The sequence below is a fragment of the Burkholderia sp. HI2761 genome (genome assembly GCF_002223355.1).
In the GTDB taxonomy this organism is placed as follows: domain Bacteria; phylum Pseudomonadota; class Gammaproteobacteria; order Burkholderiales; family Burkholderiaceae; genus Burkholderia.
In genome coordinates, this window is sequence record NZ_NKFN01000007.1 from 2,541,001 (window position 1) to 2,562,526 (window position 21,526).

18 protein-coding genes are annotated in these 21,526 nt (G+C 68.8%); 9 read left to right on the forward strand and 9 right to left on the reverse strand.

The window, feature by feature from the left end; genetic code table 11:
• Nucleotides 1-51: 51 nt before the first annotated feature.
• Nucleotides 52-624 carry a hypothetical protein gene (locus tag CFB46_RS29095; protein ID WP_089502134.1) on the reverse strand — a complete coding sequence of 191 codons (573 nt, stop codon included), beginning with the start codon at nt 622-624 and terminating at the stop codon, nt 52-54.
• A 94-nt stretch (nt 625-718) separates the two neighbouring features.
• Complete coding sequence (locus CFB46_RS29100) at nt 719-2,122, reverse strand: HdeD family acid-resistance protein (protein ID WP_027781200.1); 1,404 nt, start codon at nt 2,120-2,122, stop codon at nt 719-721.
• A gap of 340 nt (nt 2,123-2,462) precedes the next feature.
• Here CFB46_RS29100 and CFB46_RS29105 point away from each other — a divergent pair, with 340 nt between their 5' ends.
• The 7 genes from CFB46_RS29105 (at nt 2,463) to CFB46_RS29135 (ending at nt 10,069) form a co-directional block, all read left to right on the forward strand.
• The gene (locus tag CFB46_RS29105) at nt 2,463-3,104 is read left to right on the forward strand and encodes a hypothetical protein (RefSeq protein WP_089502135.1); all 642 of its coding nucleotides are present in this window, start codon (nt 2,463-2,465) and stop codon (nt 3,102-3,104) included.
• 52 nt (nt 3,105-3,156) lie between these two features.
• Entirely contained in the window at nt 3,157-3,723 is a 567-nt protein-coding gene (locus CFB46_RS29110; RefSeq protein WP_089502136.1) for a helix-turn-helix domain-containing protein, read from the forward strand.
• Nucleotides 3,724-3,799: 76 nt separating this feature from the next.
• On the forward strand, nt 3,800-4,381 hold the full coding sequence (locus CFB46_RS29115; protein WP_089502137.1) for an HD domain-containing protein: 582 nt from the start codon (nt 3,800-3,802) through the stop codon (nt 4,379-4,381).
• Between the two features lie 64 nt (nt 4,382-4,445).
• On the forward strand, nt 4,446-5,174 hold the full coding sequence (locus CFB46_RS29120) for a class I SAM-dependent methyltransferase (RefSeq protein WP_027781204.1): 729 nt from the start codon (nt 4,446-4,448) through the stop codon (nt 5,172-5,174).
• A gap of 273 nt (nt 5,175-5,447) precedes the next feature.
• Nucleotides 5,448-6,629 (forward strand): macrolide transporter subunit MacA, encoded by a 1,182-nt coding sequence (macA, locus tag CFB46_RS29125; protein WP_089502138.1) that lies wholly within the window; start codon nt 5,448-5,450, stop codon nt 6,627-6,629.
• A 2-nt stretch (nt 6,630-6,631) separates the two neighbouring features.
• Nucleotides 6,632-8,683, forward strand: coding sequence for a MacB family efflux pump subunit (locus CFB46_RS29130; protein WP_089502139.1), 2,052 nt, complete (start codon nt 6,632-6,634; stop codon nt 8,681-8,683).
• 6 nt (nt 8,684-8,689) lie between these two features.
• Nucleotides 8,690-10,069 (forward strand): efflux transporter outer membrane subunit, encoded by a 1,380-nt coding sequence (locus CFB46_RS29135; protein WP_089502140.1) that lies wholly within the window; start codon nt 8,690-8,692, stop codon nt 10,067-10,069.
• Nucleotides 10,070-10,099: 30 nt separating this feature from the next.
• Here the strand turns inward: CFB46_RS29135 and CFB46_RS29140 are convergent, their stop codons facing one another.
• Nucleotides 10,100-11,638 (reverse strand): MFS transporter, encoded by a 1,539-nt coding sequence (locus tag CFB46_RS29140; RefSeq protein WP_089502141.1) that lies wholly within the window; start codon nt 11,636-11,638, stop codon nt 10,100-10,102.
• 188 nt (nt 11,639-11,826) lie between these two features.
• On the opposite strand from CFB46_RS29140, the gene CFB46_RS29145 reads away from it, so the two are divergent.
• Entirely contained in the window at nt 11,827-12,747 is a 921-nt protein-coding gene (locus CFB46_RS29145) for a LysR family transcriptional regulator (RefSeq protein ID WP_027781209.1), read from the forward strand.
• 40 nt (nt 12,748-12,787) lie between these two features.
• Here CFB46_RS29145 and CFB46_RS29150 read toward each other — a convergent pair whose 3' ends face one another.
• From CFB46_RS29150 to CFB46_RS29175, 6 genes are all read right to left on the reverse strand, one after another.
• Nucleotides 12,788-13,927 carry an enoyl-CoA hydratase/isomerase family protein gene (locus tag CFB46_RS29150; RefSeq protein WP_027781210.1) on the reverse strand — a complete coding sequence of 380 codons (1,140 nt, stop codon included), beginning with the start codon at nt 13,925-13,927 and terminating at the stop codon, nt 12,788-12,790.
• A complete protein-coding gene (locus tag CFB46_RS29155) occupies nt 13,924-14,715 on the reverse strand; it encodes an enoyl-CoA hydratase (protein ID WP_089502142.1) in 792 nt (263 codons plus the stop codon). The genes CFB46_RS29150 and CFB46_RS29155 overlap by 4 nt, the downstream gene beginning before the upstream one ends.
• A complete protein-coding gene (gene mmsB, locus CFB46_RS29160) occupies nt 14,712-15,614 on the reverse strand; it encodes a 3-hydroxyisobutyrate dehydrogenase (RefSeq protein ID WP_089502143.1) in 903 nt (300 codons plus the stop codon). The genes CFB46_RS29155 and mmsB overlap by 4 nt, the downstream gene beginning before the upstream one ends.
• Nucleotides 15,615-15,632: 18 nt before the next feature.
• Nucleotides 15,633-17,162: a CoA-acylating methylmalonate-semialdehyde dehydrogenase gene (locus tag CFB46_RS29165; protein WP_089502144.1), complete on the reverse strand. Its 1,530-nt coding sequence runs from the start codon at nt 17,160-17,162 to the stop codon at nt 15,633-15,635.
• 112 nt (nt 17,163-17,274) lie between these two features.
• Nucleotides 17,275-18,981, reverse strand: coding sequence for an AMP-binding protein (locus CFB46_RS29170; RefSeq protein WP_089502145.1), 1,707 nt, complete (start codon nt 18,979-18,981; stop codon nt 17,275-17,277).
• A 165-nt stretch (nt 18,982-19,146) separates the two neighbouring features.
• Nucleotides 19,147-20,280, reverse strand: a complete 1,134-nt coding sequence (locus CFB46_RS29175; protein ID WP_027781215.1) for an acyl-CoA dehydrogenase family protein — start codon at nt 20,278-20,280, stop codon at nt 19,147-19,149.
• 137 nt (nt 20,281-20,417) lie between these two features.
• Between CFB46_RS29175 and CFB46_RS29180 the strand changes: the two genes are divergently transcribed.
• Complete coding sequence (locus tag CFB46_RS29180) at nt 20,418-21,452, forward strand: AraC family transcriptional regulator (protein WP_089502146.1); 1,035 nt, start codon at nt 20,418-20,420, stop codon at nt 21,450-21,452.
• Nucleotides 21,453-21,526: the final 74 nt, after the last annotated feature.

Sequence of the window (21,526 nt, forward strand, 5' to 3'; positions counted from 1 at the left end):
GACGCGAGTGCGTCGCCGATCGAACGGCATGCGCTTACCGCACGTGATCGCTCAGGTGCCGAGCTGCGTGCACGCGCGCGCCGACGCTTCGGGGCCCTCGAGCGCGAGAATCTGCCACACGCCGATGCTGACGCGCTGGCGCGCCGCCGTCGACGCATCGGCCAGCAACGCCTCGACACGCGGTGCGACATCGGGCGCCTTCTGCTGCAGCGCCGCGTGGTGCCGCGCACGAGACGCCGGCCCGGATTCGTACACGTCGCAGAGGCGCACCATGCCGGCGAGGCCAGCGAGCGTATCGTCCTTGTCGATCGCGCCCGGCTCGACGGGCGCGAGCCCGTTACGCTCCGCCGGCGGCAGCTTGTTGCGCGCGCCTTCGTCGATCGCGGTGGCGGAAGCCGGCGGCAGGCCGCCGATCGCCGCGACGATCCGGCTGCCCGCGGCGATCATGTCGCCCTGGCACGTAATCTTCTCGGCGGCCGCGACGTTCGAACAGAACGACACCGACATCCGGTACACGTCGTTGCTCATGCGCGGCACTTCGTCCGTGCCCGCCCGCGCGAGGCCGGCGCTCGCCAGCGTCAGCGCGGCGGGAATCAGGATGCGGAACGCTCTCGTGTTGTTCATTGTCGTCGTCTGTGGGTGCTGATGGCAGGCAATATCGCCGGGCCGCGCGCAGGCGCCCCTCGTGATGCCGGGCCCGCATCCGGCGCCACGCGTTTCACTTCATCGACGCCGCTTCCGATCCGCCGGGCGACAGCGCCGCGCTGTCCTGCTCGCGCCACGCGCGGCGCGACGCCATGATCGCGCTCACGGCCGAGCGCGCGACCTTCCACCACGCGAACGGACGCGGATCGGCGAGCATGCTGAGCGCGCGCGCATAGTCGAGCGTGAGCCCGGGCGTCCACGCCATCGTCACCGCACGCTTGCGGATCTGCGCGGCCACCCACAGCTCGGGCGTGAGCAGCAGCCGCACGAAAGCGCCCCACCCTGCCCGCGCGCCCTTCAGCCGCCACACCGCGCCGTCGAGCGCGGCCTCGAGCGCATACGACACGGTACTCGAGCAGTTGCGGTGCGTGAGGTTGTACGTCGTGTTCTGCCGGTACGACGACCAGAACGCATCGAGCTTGGCCGGATCGTAGTTGCGGATGCGCACGCGCACCGTCGACGGACACCACGCTTTCGACTCGGTCGCATAGTCGGGCTGGAACAGGCCCGGCACGTCGTTCTCGCGCGTCGCGCGCAGGATGCGCGTGAATTCGTCCGGAGAACGATCGATTTCGACGCCCGGATACAGGCTGATATAGATGCCTTCCGGCGACTCCAGCGCCGCATGGCCGGTCGAGATCACGCCGTTGACGTCCACCGCCGCGATATAGCGGTCGATCACCGGATAACGCTGCGCCTCGGCCTTCGACGTGCCGGTCGGCGTCCACACGTGCACGGTAAGCGCCCGCTCGCCGTCGGCCGGCGGGCCGTCCCATTCGGATTGCGCGAACTGCGGCAGGTCCGGTGCATCGTCGAGATCCGGCGCAAGCGCCGGCGCGGGCGACGTCGCGAACGCCGGGTTGCGCGTGAGCCGCCGCACGCGTGCGGCGAGGCTCAGCATGTGCATCCCGCCGAACATCAGCAACAGGCCGAGGCAGTACGGCACGGTGCCCGCGTAGTGCGTCGGGTACGGCTGGAAGAAGAAGATCGCCAGCAGGATCTCGACGACGCCCCACGCGAACGCGACGTTCCAGCGGCGATAGCGCACCATCCACGCGGAAGTGCACTGCAACAGCCCGTCGACGAGAAACAGCGTGCCGAAGATCATCGACAGCAGGAAGTGGCCGTGATGATGGCCGGCAAACACGAGTCCCGCGGCCACCACGACCGCGATGCCCTTCACGTAGCGCAGGATGCGCTGCCCGCCGACCCCACTGCCCGCCACCGCGAGCGTCGCGAGTCCCTCGATCAGGAACAGCCAAGCGAACAGTTCGATCGGAAAATGCAGCGCGCCGTCGAGCGCATCGACGAAAATGCCGACACCCGCGACGACCCACAGCCAGCCGAGCACGGTCAGCCCGCGCCAGCGGGTCCGCAGATATTCGATGCCCAGCAGCAGCAACACCAGTCGTACCATTGCGCCCTCGTATCTTTTTCGGGAAACGCGCGGCCTCGCGCTCCCTGCCGTTGCGACCGTGCGTCGGGCGACGCGCCGGCCGGAAGGCGGTCATCGTTGCCGGCGCGTCATGTCGTCGACATGATCGACGGCGGCCGGCACGCGCCGCTCTGGCCGAATAATAAGATATGGCGGGGCCGGTTGAAAGCCTCGCGAAAACGTTCTCGGCGCGATGCGGGCGGGTGCGGTCACCCGAAGCCACGGCAGATTTCGGGTTCGACAACGTCCGGCGGATACGCGAGAATCCGGCTTCCGAGGGCGAAAGCCACTAAACCGAACCGCACAGACGGGACAAAAACAAATGAATGGATCGATTACGCGCCGGCGCATGCTTGCCGCCTGCATCGCCGCGAGCAGCCTCACGCTGTCGGGCTGCTTCACGCCGGCGCTCTACGAAAACCGCGACGAAGCCTACATCGAGCATGTTTCCGCGTTCCTGATCACGAAAGACGGCAAAAAGCTGGTGGTGCTGGGCGAGCGCTATCACTACATCTTCGATCTGCCGGACAAGCTGCGCCCGGTGCTGGCGGCCAGCTACCGCACATCGCTGCATACGTCGTTCAGCCGCTTCCATGCCGACGGCAGCGACGTGACCGGCGACTACGACACCGTTCTGTCGAAGGATGCGTCGGCCGACGCGCGCCAGGCGGCCACCGCCGACGGCTTCACGGCCTCGCGCGACCGGATCGAACTCGACGGCAAACTCGTCGGCAAGCGCTATTCGACCGAGGGCTTTACGCTGAAACCGGATGGCGCCGCGCAACCCTTCAACGAGCGCTATACAGTCGGCATCAGCGAAGCCCCGTCCGCGTTCGCGAAGGGGCTCAGGATCCTCGCCACGCCGGTCACCGTGGCGGCCGACGGCGTGCTCGTGCTGGGCGGGATCCTGCTGCTGCCGGTCGCCTATTTTTCGCTCAAGGACCGGCCACTCATCGGGTTCTAGGCCGGCCCGGCGCGCCGCGGCGCCGGCCGGCGCATGAAACAGGAGCATCGACATGCCACACCTGCCGCTTCATCCGTCCTCGCTCGGCCCGCAACTCAAGCGCTGGCGCGCGCTGCACCGCGTGAAGCAAAGCCATGCGGCCGAACTGTTCGGCGTCGCGCAATCGACGATCTCGCGCTGGGAGGCCGGCCGCCAGCAGATGTCGGCCGCCGAGCGCGCGACGGCCGAACGGCTGCTCGCCGCACGCCTCGATTCCGCCGGCGACCATGCACTCGCGCGGCTGATCGCCGGCAGCGCGGGCCGCATGCATCTCGTGTGCGATCTCACGCACCGCCTGCTTGCCAGCTCGCCGACGCGCGCGGCCGAGTTCTCGCAGCCGCTTTCGACGCTGCTCGGCACGTCGCTGTGGCGCTACGCGACGCCGGAGATCGTCCGCATGGAAGCCGCGCTCGACCCGCTCGGCTGGCACGACCGCGCCGGGCCGCCGAGCGTCGAGTTCGACACCGGCACGAATGCGTCGCGCGTCGTGCCGATTCGCGGCAGCCGGTGCCGGTGGACACGGATGACGTTGTCGGACGGCTCGGCCGTGCGGCTCGTGGAAACGCTCGACGCACGCTGACGTCCGCATATTTCATGCGTGGACGCACCGCCGCCGGCCGGCGTACGCTTGGTGGTTCATCGCAAGGACGCCGACCATGAATTCCGATACGATCCACGCGCGACTCGATTTCCTGCGCGAAGCCGAACGCCTGAAGGACGTGCTGCGCAGCGGCCATACGTCGGGCGGGCGCCCCGAAAGCACGGCCGAGCACAGCTGGCGGCTGTGCCTGATGGTGCTCGTGTTCGCCGACGCGCTGCCCGGCGTCGATACGCTGAAGCTGCTGAAACTGTGCGTCGTCCACGACCTCGGCGAGGCGCTGCACGGCGACATCCCCGCGATCGAGCAGGCCGCGCATCCCGACAAGAGCGCGCACGAACGCAACGATCTCCTGACGCTGACCGCGTCGCTCGACTGCGCGGTGCGCGACGAGATCGTCGCGCTGTGGGACGAATACGAGGCAGCCGCCTCGCCGGAAGCCCGCGCGGCGAAAGCGCTCGACAAGCTCGAAACGATCCTGCAGCACAACCAGGGCAGCAATCCGCCCGATTTCGACTATGCGTTCAATCTCGGCTACGGCCGGCGCTATACCGACGCCGCGCCACTGTTCAGTGCGATCCGCGAGATCGTCGACGCCGATACGCAGCGCAGGATCGACGCGGGCGGACACCGCGCGTAAGCTCGCGGAATCGGGCGAGCTACCCCGCTCGCGTCGCTCGCCCTGCCCGCATGAGAGCCGACGCATGACGCAGAACATCTACGACGATCCGGCCTTCTTCGAAGGCTACAGCCGCCTGAACCGCTCGATTCACGGGCTCGACGGCGCCCCCGAATGGCCAGCGCTGCGCGCGCTGCTGCCCGACCTGCACGGCCGTCACGTGCTCGATCTCGGTTGCGGCTACGGCTGGTTCAGCCGCTGGGCGGCCGACCGGGGCGCGGCCGGCGTGCTCGGCATCGACGTGTCCGAACGCATGCTCGAACGCGCGGCATCGACCGCCGCGCATCCGGCGATCACGTACCGTCGCGCCGATCTCGAGACGCTCGCGCTGCCGGATGCCGCGTTCGATCTCGCATACAGCTCGCTCGCGTTCCATTACATCGTGCACCTCGACACGCTGTTGCGTGCGATCCATCGCGCGCTCGTGCCGGGCGGCCGGCTCGTGTTCTCGATCGAGCATCCGATCCATACGGCGCCGCGCCGGCCCGGTTTCGTCGTCGATGCGCAAGGTAACCGTTCGTGGCCGCTCGACGGCTACCAGCGCGAAGGCGAACGCGTGACCGACTGGCTCGCGCCGGGCGTCGTCAAGCAGCATCGCACGCTCGGCACGCTCGTGAACCTGCTGATCGGCAGCGGCTTCACGCTCACCCACCTCGACGAATGGGGGCCGACGCCCGAGCAGGTCGACGCGTTGCCCGCGCTCGACGAGGAACGCGACCGGCCGATGATGGCGATCGTCGCCGCGCGGCGGTAGCGCGGGGCACGGCGGACCGCCGCATTTCACAGATCGAAACAATTGCGCCGTCCGGCCCGCCCATCGGTACGGCCTCCGCACAATTCAGCACAATTCCCACACGATTTAGCGCGAATTCCTCGCTTACCATGAGCGCCTGATTCGATTCGGCACGCCCGCGCGATGCGTACGCGGAGCCCGTCGCGGGCAACACGCCCGGCATGCGACGCCGACCGAATCGTTCCGTTCGGCCGCACGCATTGCCGGCGCCTGCTTCATCCTCGCTGCACGCTCATGACCCAGAAGACCCATCGCCGCCGGCGCATCGTGCTGGCTACCCTTGCCGTCGTCGCGATCGCCGCCGGCATCACACTGAAGGCCTGCGCGCCCGACAAACACCCGCAGTATCTGTCCGCGCCAGTCACTCGCGGCGATCTCGAGAACGCGGTGCTGGCGACCGGCGCGCTGCAGGCGTTCAAGCAGGTGGACGTCGGCGCGCAGGTGTCGGGGCAGTTGAAGACGCTGAAGGTCAAGCTCGGCGACAAGGTCACGAAGGGCCAGTGGCTCGCCGAAATCGATCCCGTAATCTCGGAAAACGCGCTGCGCCAGGCGCGCGCCAGCGAAGAAAGCCAGCGCGCGCAGCAGCAATCGGCCGCCGCGCAGTTGACACAGGCCGAGCTCGCGTTCCGCCGCCAGCAGGCGATGCTGCCCGACGATGCAACGTCGCGCGAATCGTTCGAGGCAGCGCGCGCGACGCTCGACGTGCAGCGCGCCTCACTCGCATCGCTCGCCGCGCAGATCCGTTCGGCCCGCATCCAGATCGAGACCGCACAGGCCAACCTCGGCTACACGCGCATCGTCGCGCCGATCGATGGCGAGGTCGTCGCGATCGTCACGCAGGAGGGCCAGACCGTGATCGCGCAGCAGCAGGCGCCGGTGATCCTGAAGCTCGCGGAGCTCGACACGATGACCGTCAAGGCGCAAGTTTCGGAAGCCGACGTGATTCGCGTGCATGCCGGCCAGACCGCATATTTCACGAGCCTCGGTGAACCGGACAAGCGTCACTACGGCAAGCTGCGTGCGATCGAGCCGGCACCCCAGAACTTCGCCGACCCGCAGAGCCCCCTCAGCGGCAGCACGAAGCCGAACAGCGCCGTGTTCTACAACGCACTGTTCGACGTGCCGAATCCCGAGCACCGGCTGCGCATCGCGATGACCGCGCAGGTCAACATCGTGCTCGGCGACGCACGCAACGCGCTGATCATTCCGGCCGCCGCGCTCGGCGAGAAACGCAAGGACGGCACCGTCGCGGTACGCGTGCTGCGCGCCGACGGCAGCACGCAAACACGCCACATCCGTATCGGCATCAACAACAACGTGCGCGTCGAAGTGCTGGCCGGCCTGAAGGACGGCGAGCGCGTCGTGATCGGCGAAGCGTCGGCGGACGAGCACGCGCCGCTGTCGGACGTGGTGTAACGATGAGCCAGCCCCTGCTGAAACTCGCCGCCGTCACGCGACGCTTTCCGGCCGGCGACAAGGACGTCGTTGTCCTGAACAACGTCAACCTGGCGATCGACACAGGCGAGATCGTCGCCATCGTCGGCGCGTCCGGGTCCGGCAAGTCGACGCTGATGAACATCCTCGGCTGCCTCGACCACCCGAGCGAAGGCACGTACACGGTCGGCGGACGCGACACGCACATGCTCGACAGCGACGAGCTCGCGCAGTTGCGCCGCGAGCACTTCGGCTTCGTGTTCCAGCGCTATCACCTGCTGCCGCACGTCGACGCGGTCGCGAACCTCGAAATGCCGGCGATCTACGCGGGCACCCCGCGCGCCGAGCGGCACGCCCGCGCTCGCGCGTTGCTCGCGCGCCTCGGGCTCGCCGATCGCGCGCATCACCGGCCCGGGCAACTATCCGGCGGCCAGCAGCAGCGCGTGAGCATCGCGCGCGCGCTGATGAACGGCGGCCAGGTGATCCTCGCGGACGAGCCGACCGGCGCGCTCGACACGAAGAGCGGCCAGGACGTGATCCGCATCCTGCACGAGCTGAACGCGCTCGGCCATACGATCGTGATCGTCACGCACGACAAGGCCGTGGCGCGCCATGCACGGCGCATCATCGAGATCAGCGACGGCGAGATCGTCGCGGACCGGCCGAACCGCCACTACGCGGAAGCGCTCGCGGAATCCGGCGTCGGCGCGGCCGAAACGGCCGAAACGGCAACCGACACGCCGTCCGCACCGGCTCCCGGGGATGCCACGCTGCCCGCCGAGACCGAAGCCGACACCACTACCGACCCCTCCCCGCGCGCCCGACGCTTCGCGGCCGGCACCGGCCGCTTCGCCGAGGCGTGCCGGATGGCATGGATCGCGCTCGTGTCGCACCGGCTGCGCACGCTGCTGACGATGCTCGGCATCATCATCGGCATCACGTCGGTCGTGTCGATCGTCGCGGTCGGCGAAGGCGCGAAGCGCTACATGCTCGACGAGATCGGCAGCATCGGCACCAATACGATCAACGTCTATCCGGGCACCGACTGGGGCGACAGCCGCGCGGACACGATCCAGACGCTCGTGCCCGCCGACGTCGCCGCGCTCGCCGAGCAGCCGTACGTCGACAGCGCGACGCCCGAGACGTCGCGCACGCTGCTGCTGCGCTACCGCAACATCGACGTCAACGCGCTCGTGAGCGGCGTCGGCGACCGCTACTTCCAGGCGCGCGGGATGCGTTTCGCGCTCGGCGTCGCGTTCGACGACGACGCGGTGCGCCGCCAGGCGCAGGTGGCCGTGATCGACCAGAACACACGCCGCAAGCTGTTCGGCGCGACGCGCAATCCGGTCGGCGAAGTGATCCTCGTCGACAACGTGCCGTGCATCGTGATCGGCGTGACCGCCGACAAGAAAAGCGCATTCGGCAGCGTGAAGAGCCTGAACGTATGGGTGCCGTACACGACCGCGAGCGGGCGCCTGTTCGGCCAGCGCTATCTCGACAGCATCACCGTGCGCGTGCGCGACGGGCAGCCGAGCGCCGCCGCCGAGAAAAGCCTCGAGAAACTGATGATCCAGCGCCACGGCCGCAAGGACTTCTTCACGTACAACATGGACAGCGTGGTCAAGACCGTCGAGAAGACCGGCCAGTCGCTGACGCTGCTGCTGTCGCTGATCGCGGTGATCTCGCTCGTCGTCGGCGGGATCGGCGTGATGAACATCATGCTGGTGTCGGTCACCGAGCGTACGCGCGAGATCGGCATCCGGATGGCGGTCGGCGCGCGCCAGTCCGACATCCTGCAGCAGTTCCTCGTCGAGGCCGTGCTGGTCTGCCTGCTCGGCGGCACGATCGGCATCGCGCTGTCGTTCGGGCTCGGCGCGCTGTTCTCGATGTTCGTCGCGCAGTGGAAGATGGTGTTCTCGGCCGGCGCGATCGTGACCGCGTTCGTGTGCTCGACGCTCACTGGTGTGATTTTCGGGTTCATGCCCGCGCGCAACGCGTCGCGGCTCGATCCGATCGATGCGCTCGCGCGCGACTGACGAAACATGGCCATGACGCATTCCTCCCTGCTTCACCGTCTCGGCGCATTCGCGTGCGCAGCCGCACTGCTCGCCGGCTGCGCGGGCGCGCGCCACGATCCGCTGCCGGCCGTCGCGATGCCCGCCAACTGGGCCGCGCCGGTCGCGGCCGAGGCGCCGGCCACCGCGCGCGACTGGTGGCGCAGCTTCGGCGATCCGCAACTCGATGCGTTGATCGACGACGCGCTGCGCGCCAACGGCGATCTCGCGATCGCGGCGATCCGCGTGTATCGCGCGCAATTGCAGGCGGGGCTCGTCGACACGAACCTGACACCCAGCGTGACGCTCGGCGCGAACGGCGCCGTGTCGCGCACGCTCGATACCCATCAAACGAGCCGATCGAGCGGCCTCACCGGTTCGCTCGGCTACGAAATCGACCTGTGGGGCCGGCTGGCCGCGCTGCGCGATGCCGCGCACTGGGAAGCCGACGCGACGGCCGCTGATCTGGAGGCCGCGCGGCTGTCGCTGATCGGCACGACCGCGGCGCTGTACTGGCAGATCGGCTATCTGAACCGGCAGATCGCGCTCGGCGACGCGAACATCGCGTATGCGGTGCGCACGCTCGCGCTCGTTCGGTCGCGGCACACGGCCGGCGCCGTGTCGGGGCTCGATCTCGCGCAGGCCGAACAGAGCCTCGCCGCGCAACGGGCGGCGCAAACGCAGCTGATCCAGCAGCGCACCGAGAACCGGCACGCGCTCGCGATCCTGTTCGACCGGCCGCCGCAGCAGCTCGCGGCCGAGCCGGCGGCGCTGCCCGACGCCGCGCCGCCCGACGTGGCGGCCGGTCTGCCCGCGAGCCTGCTCGGCCGGCGCCCCGACCTGCGCGCGGCGGAATTCCGGCTGCGCGAGTCGCTCGCGCAGGTCGACGCGACGCGCACGAGCTTCTATCCGACCTTCACGCTGACCGGCAGCGCCGGCACGACGAGCACGAGCCTCGAGCGCGTGCTGACGAACCCGGTCGGCACGCTCGGGCTCGGCCTCGCGCTGCCGTTCATCCAATGGAACACGATGCAATTGCAGATCAGGGTGTCGAAGTCGCAGTACGAGGAAGCGGTGGTCGGCTTCCGACAGCGGCTCTACACGGCGCTCGCGGAAGTCGAGAACGCGCTGTCAGCACGCGTGCAGCTCGAACGCGAAGCCGAACAGCGCGCGCTGTCGCTCGCCCAGGCGCAGCGTGCCGAACGGCTGGCCGCCGCGCGCTTCGCGGCCGGCGCGACCGCCGTGCAGCCGTGGCTCGACCAGCAGCAGGTCCTGAGGAGCGCACAGAGCGCCGACGAACTGACGCGCCTGAACCGTCTCAACAACCAGATGAAGCTCTACCGCGCGCTCGGCGGCGGGACGTCCTGACCGGCCGTCACACGCCGTACGCCGGCCGCGTCATTCGCACACGGCCGCCTCGCGCCGCGCCGGCGCGAACGCCACCGTGCTCGCGGTCGCGAGCACGGCCACGCCCGCCGCGCCGTACACCATCACCCAGCCGAATCCATGCACGAGCGCCGCGTGCAGCGCCGCGCCGCTCGGATCGGCCTGCCCGAGCGCCGGCGCGATCGCCTGCAGGCCGTCGGTGCGACCCGACGCGATTTCCTGCGCGAGCCGGCGCAGCGCCGCCTCGCCGATCGCGCCGGCCGGCCCGCCCTTCAGGCTCGCGACGATCCCCGCCACCAGTACGAAGCCCATCGCCGCGATGTTAAGCGCGAGCGAGATCATCCGCGCGCTCATGTCGATGCCCGACGCCATCCCGGCCCGCGCACTCGGCACCGCGCCCGTGGTCGTGTTGGTGACGGGCGTGTTGGTCAGCCCGAGCCCGATGCCGGCGATCACGCAGCCCGGCAGCATCGTCAGCCAGCTCGCATGATCGGCCGCGCTGCCCAACCGCATCAGCACGAAACCGGCCGCGATCGTGAACAGGCCGCCCGGAATCACGACGCCCGGCCCGTAGCGCAGTGCGAGCCGTTCGCCGAACGGCGGCGCGATCAGCGTCGGCAGCGTGTACGCGAGCAAGGCGAGGCCGGCCGTCACGCTGTCGTAGCCGAGCGCGACCTGGAACCAGATCGGCAGGTAGATCATGAACGGCCAGAAGCTGAAGTTCATCCCCATCGAGCCGAAGATCGCGCCGGTGAACGCGCGAATCCGGAACACCGAGAAGTCGAACATCGGCCGCGCGCTGGCGCGCTCCGCGGTGACGAAGCCGACCAGCGCGAGCACGGTCGCGCCGAGCACGCCGAGGCCGGCCGTGCTCGTCAACCCGAGTTCGGCGCTTTGGGTGATGTAGAACGCGAGACCGAGCACCGCGAGCGACAGCGTGACGATGCCCGCGACGTCGAGCGAGCCCGCATGCGGATCGCGCGATTCCCGCACCGCGCCGCCGATCAGCACGAGCGCGACGGCCGCGAGCGGCGCATGAACGAGGAACACCCACGGCCAGCTCGCCAGCGCGACGATCGCGCCGCCGACGATCGGCCCGAACCCGAGGCCGATGCCGAACACGATCCCCCAGATCCCGAATGCGCGGCCGCGCTCGCGCCCTTCGCGGAACTGGTGCGACAGCACGGCGATCTGGCAGATCAGCATCGCGCCGCCGCTCGCGCCCTGCAGCAGCCGCCCCGCGACGAGCACCGGCACGTTCGGCGCGAGCCCGCACAGCAGCGACGTCGCGCCGAACAGCACGGTGCCGATCACGTACACGCGCTTGCGGCCGAACCGGTCCGCGAGCGTGCCGGCCGCCATCAGCACCGTCGTACACGCGATCGTGTAGGCGTTCATGATCCACTGCATGCCGTTGAAATCGCCGTGCAGCACGTGTTCGAGCGTCGGCAGGATCACCGGCACGCTCGAGATTTCGAGGCCGAACATCAGCGACGTGAGACAGACGGCCGCGAGCGCGACCGCATTCCTGCGAGAGTCGGATAGCGTCATGCGTATTGCGCGGCGGCCCGACGACAGGTCGCGCGCCTCCAGGTAAGTAGGATTCGCCGCGTGCGGCCGGCGACGCACGCTGAACGGGAATCGGTACTATAGTGAGAATTCACCTCCCCATTGACGCACGCATTTCCATTCACTGGGGAATCTCAGGACCCAATCGATCCAATCGACGCAAACCCACGATGACCGACAGACTCGACGGCGTAACGACCTTCGTCCAGGTCGTGGAATCGGGCAGCTTCGCACTGGCCGCGGAGCGGCTCGACATGACGCGTTCGGCGGTCGGCAAGGCAATCGCCCGGCTCGAGAAGCGGCTCGGCGCGCGCCTGCTGCAACGCACGACGCGCAGCCAGAGCCTGACCGACGACGGCCAGGCGTACTACGACCGCTGCGTGCGTGCGCTCGCGGAACTGGAAGCGGCGGAAGCCGATCTCGACTGCGGCCGCCACGAGGCGCGCGGCAAGCTGCGGCTGAGCGTGCCGCTCGCATTCGGGCACCACTGCGTGACGCCGATCGTGCTTGACCTCGCGCGCAATTACCCGCACCTGCGGATCGACGTGTCGATCACCGACCGCTTCGTCGATCTCGTCGAGGAAGGGATCGATCTCGCGGTGCGGATCGGCACGCTCGCGGACAGCACGAGCCTCGCGGTGCGGCGGCTCGGCACGCAATACGGCAGCCTGGGCGCCGCGCCGTCGTATCTCGCGCGCTACGGGATGCCGAAGACGCTCGACGACCTGAAGCACCACCGGACGATCGCGTATTCGCGTTCGGGCATGGTGCAGCCGTGGGACTTGCGCGCGCCGGACGGCTCGACGGTGCGGGTCGACATGCCGCATCAACTGAGTTTCGACGACGTGCAGGCGATCGCCGCGGCCGGTGCGTCGGGGTACGGAATCGCGTGGCTGCCGAGCTGGCTGCTCGACCATTACGTGAAGCGCGGGGAGATGGTGGTCGTGCTGGATCGCTGCTTCGTCTGCGAAGGCGACATTCACGCGATCTGGCCGAAGACGCGCTACCTGCCGCGCAAGACGCGCTGCGTGATCGACGCACTCGCCCAGGCGGTTCCGCCGATGATCGCGCGCCAGGGCGAAGCGCAATGAGACGCGTGGAAGCCGACGCGCCGCGCGGCGCGCCGACGCATCATGCCGCGCCGAGATCGGCGAGCGGATGCGCGAACAGCTTCCACGGCGACGTCAGGAAGTGCCGCACGCGCTCGGCGCGCAGCTCGACGAGCGACGCGGGCGCCCAGCGCGGCTTGCGATCCTTGTCGACGAGATGCGCGCGCACGCCTTCGCAGAAATCGCCTTCCTCGATCGCGCGCGCCACGATGCCGAGCTCCATCCGGAACGATTCCGCGAGCGTCATCTGCCGGCCGCGCAGCAGCGCCTCGCGCGTCACGGCGAGCATCGTCGGCGAATGGCTCGCGAGCGCATCGAGCGTCGCCTGCAGCCATTGACGGTGCTCGCGCGCCAGCTCGTCGCGCGCCAGGTCCTGCGTGAGCGTCGCGACGATCCGCTCGACGGTCGAACGCTTGTCGAAGTGGCGAACGATCCACGGCATCTGGCCGTCGAGCGCGGCATGCGGCACCACGTTGCACGGCGGCTCGAACACCTTGCGCAGCAACGGCAGCGCATCGCCGTCCCACTTGACGCTTTCGATGCGCGTCTCGAACGTATCGAGCCACGCGGACGGCACGCACAGGTCCGCGAGCTTCGCGCTCAGCGCGTCGGCGCCCGACAGCATCGTGCCGGTCAGCCCCACGTACAGTTCGAGTTCGACCGGCATGCGCGACAGAAAATGCGTGGCGCCGACATCCGGCACGAGACCGATGCGCGTTTCCGGCATCGCGATCCTGCTGCGCTCGGTCGCGACGCGCAGCGCCGCGCCCTGCGCGAGACCCATGCCGCCGCCCATCGTCACGCCGTCCATCAGCGCGACCACCGGCTTCGGGAACGTGTGGATCGCGTAATCGAGCCGGTATTCGTCGACGAAGAACGGCAGCCAGGTCTCGCGCTGCGCGACCATTCTGTACAGCGCACGCACGTCGCCGCCCGCGCAGAAGCCCTTCTCGCCCGCGCCGCGCAGCACGACCGCGACGATCTGGTCGTCGTGGCGGCAGCGCTCGAACAGCGCGGCCAGCTCGCCGATCATCGCGTACGACAGCGCGTTGAGCGCGGCCGGCCGGTTCAGCGTGATCAGCGCCACGCGGTTCACCACGCGATACAGCACCTCGGGCGCATGCTCCGCGAATGCGCCGTGATTCGTCACCGGCGTGCTCATCGTTGCGCCTCCCCATCGGTGCGCCACTGCGGCGCGCGCTTGCCGAGGAACGCCGCCACGCCTTCGCGCGGATCGGCCGTGTCGAACAGGTCGACGAAGCGCTCGCGCTCGACCGCGAGGGCCGCACCGCGCGGCACGCCGCGGCGCGCGAGGCCGATCAGCTCCTTGCTGTACGCGAGCGCGTGCGGGCTTTGCCGCGCGACGTTGCGCGCCAGCGCGAGTGCCGCATCGCGCGCGGCGCCGCTTTCCACCACGTCCTCGACGAGGCCGATCCGCAGCGCGGTGGCCGCATCGACGCGCGCACCGGTCAGGATGATCTTCTTCGCCCAGCCTTCGCCGACGAGCCAGGGCAGCGTCTGCGTGCCGAGCCCGCACGGCAGCAGGCCGACCGACGGCTCGGGCAGCGCCATCTGCGCATGCGTCTCCGCGATCCGCAGGTCGCACGCGAGCGCGCATTCGAGGCCGCCGCCCATCGCATAGCCGTTGATCGCCGCGATCGTCACGACGCGCGCATCGTGCAGCGCCTCGAACGCCGCGCCGAAGCGCGACGCCATCGCGCGCGCGACCGCAGGATCGCCATCGGCGAACGTGTTGAGGTCGGCACCCGCGCTGAAGAACTTCGGGCCGTCGCCGGTGATCACCAGCGCGCGCACGCGCGGGTTCGCATTCAGTGCGGCGATGGTTTCCTGCAACTGCTGCAGCCCGTCGGCGGTAAAGGCGTTCGCGGGCGGACGCTTGAGCGTCGCGCACGCGATCGCGCCGTCGTCGACGTAGTCGAGTTCGATCATGAGGCGTCCTTCTTCGTGGCCGGTTGGTACAGGCGGATCACCGCCGAGAAATCGAGCTGGCCGTCGCCGCGGCTGCTCATCGTCTGGTACAGCTGCTGTGCGAGCGCGCCGAGATAGACGGGCTGGCGCGCCTGCTTCGCGGCATCGTTCGCGAGGCCGAGATCCTTCAGCATCAGGTCGGTGCCGAAGCCGCCCGAGTAACCGCGCGACGACGGCGCGGTCTCGATCACGCCCGGATACGGGTTGTAGGTGTCCGAACTCCAGCAGCGGCCCGTCGACGTGTTGACGATGCCGGCCAGCACCTTCGGATCGATGCCGAGCGCGACGCCGAGCGACATCGCCTCCGATACCGCCGCCATCGAGATGCCGAGCACGAGGTTGTTGCAGACCTTCGCGACCTGCCCCATGCCGGTCGCGCCGCAGTGGACGATGTTCTTGCCCATGCCGGCGAGCACGGGCTTCACGCGCTCGAAATCCGCACCGCTGCCGCCGACCATGAAGGTCAGCGTGCCGGCCGCCGCGCCGCCGGTGCCGCCCGACACCGGCGCATCGACGAACGCGCCGCCGTGCTCGCGCACCAGCGCGCCGAACGCCTGCGCGCTCGCCGGGTCGATCGTGCTCGAATCGATCACCGTCGCACCCGCGCCAAGGCCGGCCAGCACGCCGTTCTCGCCGGACAGCACCGAGCGCACGTGCGGCGCGGCCGGCAGCATCGTGATCACGAACGTCGCGCCCGACGCCGCATCGCGCGGCGACGCGGCCACCTGCGCGCCGGCGTCCTGCAGCGCGCGCAACGCGTCGGCGCTCAGGTCGAACGCGTGCACGTCATGGCCGGCTTTCAGCAGGTTCAGCGCCATCGGCGCGCCCATGTGGCCGAGGCCGATAAATCCGATTTTCATGTTCGTTTCCTCCGCCGCTCAATGCAGCCGGATCGTCGTATTCACCGGGCCGGCCGTCGTGTCGTCGTCGAACCAGCGCGCGGTGACCGTCTTGGTCTGTGTGTAGAACTGCACGACCTGCTTGCCGTACGGGCCGAGATCGCCGAGCTTCGAGCCGCGCGAACCGGTGAAGCTGAAGAACGGCACGGGCACCGGAATCGGAATGTTGATGCCGACCTGCCCGACGTCGATCTCGCTCTGGAACTTGCGTGCCGCCGCACCGCTCTGCGTGAAGATGCCCACGCCGTTGCCCATCGGGTTCGCGTTGACGAGCGCGATCGCGTCGTCGAGCGTGTCGACCTCCATCACGACCAGCACCGGCCCGAAGATTTCATGCGTGTAGATCGACATGTCGGTCGTCACGCCCGAGAAGATCGTCGGGCCGATGAAGTTGCCCTGCTCGTAGCCGGCCACCTTCACGTCGCGACCATCGAGTTCGAGCTTCGCGCCTTCCTTGATGCCCGCTTCGATCAGCGTCAGAATCCGCGCCTTCGCGCCGCGCGACACGACCGGCCCGACGTCGGTGCCCGCTTCCGCGCCAGCATTGACCTTCAGCGCTTTCGCCTTCGCGACGATGTCGGGCAGCCAGTCGCGTGCCTTGCCCACCAGCACCGCCACCGACGTCGCCATGCAGCGCTGGCCGGCCGCGCCGAAGCCCGCGCCGACGAGCGCGTTGATCGCCTGCTCGCGGTTCGCGTCGGGCAGCACGATCGCGTGGTTCTTCGCGCCCATCATCGATTGCACGCGCTTGCCGTGCTGGCTGCCGAGGTTGTATACGTGCGTGCCGACCGCCGTCGAACCGACGAACGAGATCGCCTTCACGAGCGAATGCGTGCAGATCGCGTCGACGACTTCCTTGCCGCCGTGCACGACGTTCAGTACGCCTTTCGGTACGCCGGCCTCGAGCGCGAGTTCGACGAGCTCCATCGTCGACATCGGGTCCTGCTCCGACGGCTTGAGCACGAACGTGTTGCCGCACACGATCGCCATCGGGAACATCCACAGCGGAATCATCGCGGGGAAATTGAACGGCGTGATGCCCGCGCACACGCCGAGCGGCTGGCGCAGCGTGTAGGTGTCGACGCCGCCCGCGACGTTCTCCGCGAATTCGCCCAGTTGCAGCGTGCCGACCGAGCACGCGTGCTCGACCACTTCGAGACCGCGGAAGATGTCGCCTTCTGCATCGGGAATCGTCTTGCCCTGCTCGGCCGTCAGCGTCTTCGCGATGCGCTGCTGGTTCGCGCGCACCAGATCCTGGAACTTCAGCATGATGCGCATGCGCGCGGCGATCGGCGTGTTCTTCCACGTCGCATACGCGGCGTGCGCGGCCTGCACGGCCGCGTCGACTTCCGCGACGGTCGCGAACGGCACGCGCGCGAGCACCTGCTGCGTCGCCGGGTTGACGATGTCGCGCCACTCGCTGGTGGCGGACTCGACGAAGGCGCCGTCGATCAGCAGCTTGACCGTCGGCACGTCCTGCCCCGTACGGGGCGTCGGATTCGCGTTCATCAGAGCTCTCTCCTTGCAGTGGGTCGCGGCGTAGCGGCATGCCGCCGTGCGACCGGTTCGATTCGGCTGCGGGCGGCGGCCGCGGCATGCGGCGCGCGCGGCCCGCGGTCGGTCATTTCAGTTCGGCGGCGAAATCTTCTTCCCAGTATTCGCCGGGCATGCGCGCGGTCGCGTCGTCGCCGCGTTCGATCTCGCGGCGGCGCAGCTCGACGCGGCGGATCTTCCCCGAGATCGTCTTCGGCAACTCCGCGAATTGCAGGCGTCGGATGCGCTTGTACGGCGCGAGCTTCTCGCGCGAGAAACGGAAGATCTCCAGCGCGAGCGCGGGGCTTTCCTCGTAGCCCTGGCGCAGCGTGATGAACGTTTTCGGCACCGACAGCCGCACCGGGTCCGGGCTCGGCACGACGGCCGCTTCGGCGATCGCCGGATGCTCGATCAGCACGCTCTCCAGTTCGAACGGGCTCAGCCGATAGTCGGACGACTTGAACACGTCGTCCGCGCGGCCGATGTACACGTAATAGCCGTCGTCGCGACGCATCGCGATGTCCGACGTGCGGTAGTGGCCGTCGCGCATCGCGTAGGCCGTCGCGTCGGGATTGTTCGCATAGCCCTTCATCAGCCCGACCGGGCGCGTGACGTCCGCGCCGATCGGCAGCGCGACCTCGCCTTCGGTCACCGGCGCGCCGTCCGGGTCGAGCAGCGCGATCCGGTAGCCGGGCAGCGGCCGGCCCATCGAGCCCGCGACCACCGGCTGGCCCGGCGAGTTGCCGATCAGGCAGGTCGTCTCGGTCTGGCCGTAGCCGTCGCGAATCGAGATGTTCCACGCCTTCTTCACGCGCTCGATGATCTCGGGATTCAACGGCTCGCCCGCACCGACGATCTCCCGCAGCTTCACGTCGAACGACGCGAGCGGCTGCTGCACGAGCATGCGCCACACGGTCGGCGGCGCGCACAGCGTGGTCACCCGGTATTTGACGAGCGCATCGAGCACGACCTTCGGCTCGAAGCGCGCATAGTTGAACGCGAACACGCACGCCTGCGCATTCCACGGCGCGAAGAAGCAGCTCCATGCGTGCTTCGCCCAGCCCGGCGAGCTGATGTTCCAGTGGATGTCGCCCGGCTGCAGGCCGACCCAGTACATCGTCGACAGATGGCCGACCGGATAGGTGCGGTGCGTATGCTCCACGAGTTTCGGCTTCGACGTCGTGCCCGACGTGAAGTACAGCAGCATCGGATCGTTCGCGTGCGTGACGGCGTCCGGCTCGAACGCGGCGCTCGCCGCATAGCCGTCGTTCATCGCGAGCCAGCCCGCGCGCGGCGCGCCCGCGACGATCTTCCGCGCGAGACCGAGATCGGGCTGCTCGAATTTCGCGGCTTCGTTCTCGTCGACGATCGCGTATTTCGCGCCGCCGATCCGCACGCGGTCGCGCACGTCGTCGGGCGACAGTTGCGTGGTGGCGGGCAGCACGATCGCGCCGAGCTTCATCGCGGCCAGCATCGCGTCCCACAGCTCGACACGGTTCGGCAGCATCAGCAGAATGCGGTCGCCGCGCACGACGCCGATCGAGCGCAGCCAGTTCGCGATTCGCGACGAACGCTCGGACATCTGCGCGAACGAATACGGATCGCCCGTGCCGGTCGCCGCATCGACGATCCACAGCGCGGGCTGCTCGTTGCCGCGCGCCATCGGGTCGAAGTAGTCGAGCGCCCAGTTGAACGCATCGAGCGCCGGCCATTCGAAATCGCGATACGCGGTGTCGTAGTCGGTGCGATGGCGCAGCAGAAAGTCGCGTGCGTCCAGGAATGCCTGTACCGTCATGTGTCGTCTCCGTCCAGTCTCCATGCCCAGCGGTCAACCGGCGCACGTGCTGCAGCACATGCCCGGTTCCGTGTTGCACGGCGCACGGTCACGTCGTTGCGTGCCGCGTTCACCGCGCTGCCCTCGTGCCCTGCGTGACGCTGTCGTCGGCGCGACCGTCGCGGCTCAAAGCTGCCGCGCGATCACCATCCGCTGCACTTCGCTGGTGCCTTCGTAAATCTGCGTGATGCGCGCGTCGCGATAGTGACGCTCGACTTCGTAATCGACCAGGTAGCCGTAACCGCCGTGAATCTGGATCGCGTCCGAGCACACGCGCTCGGCCATCTCGGACGCGAAAAGCTTCGCCTGCGACGCTTCCGACAGGCACGGCAGGCCGGCCGTACGCAGCTTCGCCGCGTGATGCACGAGCAGCCGCGCGGCGTTGATCTGCACGGCCATGTCGGCGAGCTTCTGCTGGATCGCCTGATGCTCGGCGATCGGCTTGCCGAACTGCACGCGCTCGCCCGCATAGCGGCGCGCCTTGTCGAACGCGGCGCGCGCGATGCCGAGCGCCTGCGCGGCGATGCCGATGCGCCCGCCTTCGAGGTTCGACAACGCGATCTTCAGCCCTTCGCCGCGATTGCCGAGCAGGTTTTCTTCGGCAATCGCGCAGTTCTCGAACGTGATCGGGCACGTATCCGACGCGCGGATGCCCATTTTCTTCTCGGGCTTGCCGACGATGAAGCCCGGCGTGTCGGTCGGCACCAGGAACGCGGAAATGCCGCGCTTGCCGGCTTCCGGGTCGGTCATGGCAAAAACGATCGCGACGCCCGCGCGCTGGCCGTTGGTCACGAACTGCTTCGCGCCGTTCAGCACCCACTTGCCGTCGCGCAATTCGGCCCGCGTGCGCAGGTTGTTCGCCTCGGAACCGGCATGCGGCTCGGTCAGGCAGAATGCGCCGATCACGCGGCCGGCCGCCATGTCGGCCAGCCAGCGATCCTTCTGCGCGGGCGTGCCGAAGCCGAGGATCGGCCCGCAGCCGACCGAGTTGTGCACGCTCATCATCGTCGCGCACGCGGCGTCGCCGGCCGCCACTTCCTCCATCGCCAGCGCATAGGCCACGTAGTCCGTATACGAGCCGCCCAGTTCCTGCGGCACGATCATCCCGAGCAGGCCCAACTCGCCCAGTTGCGCGACGATCGCGTCGGGCAGGTGCGCATCATGGTCCCACTGGGCCGCGTTCGGCGCCAGCATCTCGGTGGCAAAAGCGCGCGCGGCATCGCGGATCATCCGCTGGTCTTCGGTGTAAAGCTCGTCCATGGTGCTGCAGTCTCCCGCGGCCGCCGGGCGCGACCGTCCTTACGTTTCGATGCAACAAGTGTAGGCAAGCACGCGCGACTGTTCGATGCTCGCGTCGCTCATTTACACTGAGCGTTTTTGCCACACCGGCGACACCGATGAAGCAGGAAGACAAGGGAACCGTCGCGATCAGCCTCGTCGCGTACAGCGTCGCGCTGGCCACGCGGCGCGGCGTCGCGGCCGAGCCGCTGCTCGCGCAGGCCGGCATCGCACCCGCGCTGCTCGGGCAGCCGCGCGCACGCGTGTCCGCGCAGCAATATGGCGCGTTGTGGAACGCCATCGCGCGCACGCTCGACGACGAGTTTTTCGGGCAGGATCGCCACCCGATGCGCGCCGGCAGCTTCATCGCGATGAGTCAGGCGGCGCTGTCCGCACGCGACGGGCTGCACGCGATGGCGCGCGCTGTGAACTTCATGCACTGCGTGCTCGACGACCTGCACGCGGAACTCGACGCGAACCCGCAGCGCGTGCGGCTGCGTTTCGTGCACCGCAACAACGGCGCGACGCCCGCGATGTTCACGTACGCGACCTATTTCATCATCGTCTACGGGCTCACCTGCTGGCTGATCGGCCGGCGCATTCCGCTGCTGCATGCGAGCTTCCGCTGCGACACGCCGCCCGCCGATCACGAATATCCGTCGATGTTCTGTGACGACATGCGTTTCAACGAACCCGATTCGTATGTCGATTTCGATCCCGAATTCGCGACACTGCCGGTGGTGCAGAACGCGAAGACGCTGAAAACGTTTCTGCGCAACGCGCCGGCCAGCTTCATCGTCAAGTACCGCAACCCGAACGCGCTCGCGCAGCGCGTGCGCGCGGTGCTGCGCGGGATGCCGCCCGCCGCGTGGCCGGGCGCGGGCGGGATGGCCGCGCGGCTGCACGTGGCCGAGGCCACGCTGCGCCGCAAGCTGCACCAGGAAGGCCACGCGTACCAGTCGATCAAGGACACGCTGCGGCGCGATCTCGCGTTCGAGGCGCTGGCCGACCCCGCCCGCACGATCGCCGACGTCGCGGCCGCCACCGGGTTCGCGGAACCGAGCGCGTTCTACCGCGCGTTTCGCAAATGGAGCGGGCGCAGCCCGGCCGACTATCGCGACGAAGTGCTCGCGCGCGGCGGCGGCGCCAGCTGAATCCGGCCGGCGCGGCCACACCTTCGCGCTTTCCGCCGAAACCGCCTAATCTTCAAGTATCGGGCTCACGCCCT

Coding starts and splice junctions, on each gene's coding strand:
- CFB46_RS29095 (WP_089502134.1), bottom strand. CDS start 624: ATGAACAACACGAGAGCGTTCCGCATCCTGATTCCCGCCGCGCTGACG.
- CFB46_RS29100 (WP_027781200.1), bottom strand. CDS start 2,122: ATGGTACGACTGGTGTTGCTGCTGCTGGGCATCGAATATCTGCGGACC.
- CFB46_RS29105 (WP_089502135.1), top strand. CDS start 2,463: ATGAATGGATCGATTACGCGCCGGCGCATGCTTGCCGCCTGCATCGCC.
- CFB46_RS29110 (WP_089502136.1), top strand. CDS start 3,157: ATGCCACACCTGCCGCTTCATCCGTCCTCGCTCGGCCCGCAACTCAAG.
- CFB46_RS29115 (WP_089502137.1), top strand. CDS start 3,800: ATGAATTCCGATACGATCCACGCGCGACTCGATTTCCTGCGCGAAGCC.
- CFB46_RS29120 (WP_027781204.1), top strand. CDS start 4,446: ATGACGCAGAACATCTACGACGATCCGGCCTTCTTCGAAGGCTACAGC.
- macA (WP_089502138.1), top strand. CDS start 5,448: ATGACCCAGAAGACCCATCGCCGCCGGCGCATCGTGCTGGCTACCCTT.
- CFB46_RS29130 (WP_089502139.1), top strand. CDS start 6,632: ATGAGCCAGCCCCTGCTGAAACTCGCCGCCGTCACGCGACGCTTTCCG.
- CFB46_RS29135 (WP_089502140.1), top strand. CDS start 8,690: ATGGCCATGACGCATTCCTCCCTGCTTCACCGTCTCGGCGCATTCGCG.
- CFB46_RS29140 (WP_089502141.1), bottom strand. CDS start 11,638: ATGACGCTATCCGACTCTCGCAGGAATGCGGTCGCGCTCGCGGCCGTC.
- CFB46_RS29145 (WP_027781209.1), top strand. CDS start 11,827: ATGACCGACAGACTCGACGGCGTAACGACCTTCGTCCAGGTCGTGGAA.
- CFB46_RS29150 (WP_027781210.1), bottom strand. CDS start 13,927: ATGAGCACGCCGGTGACGAATCACGGCGCATTCGCGGAGCATGCGCCC.
- CFB46_RS29155 (WP_089502142.1), bottom strand. CDS start 14,715: ATGATCGAACTCGACTACGTCGACGACGGCGCGATCGCGTGCGCGACG.
- mmsB (WP_089502143.1), bottom strand. CDS start 15,614: ATGAAAATCGGATTTATCGGCCTCGGCCACATGGGCGCGCCGATGGCG.
- CFB46_RS29165 (WP_089502144.1), bottom strand. CDS start 17,162: ATGAACGCGAATCCGACGCCCCGTACGGGGCAGGACGTGCCGACGGTC.
- CFB46_RS29170 (WP_089502145.1), bottom strand. CDS start 18,981: ATGACGGTACAGGCATTCCTGGACGCACGCGACTTTCTGCTGCGCCAT.
- CFB46_RS29175 (WP_027781215.1), bottom strand. CDS start 20,280: ATGGACGAGCTTTACACCGAAGACCAGCGGATGATCCGCGATGCCGCG.
- CFB46_RS29180 (WP_089502146.1), top strand. CDS start 20,418: ATGAAGCAGGAAGACAAGGGAACCGTCGCGATCAGCCTCGTCGCGTAC.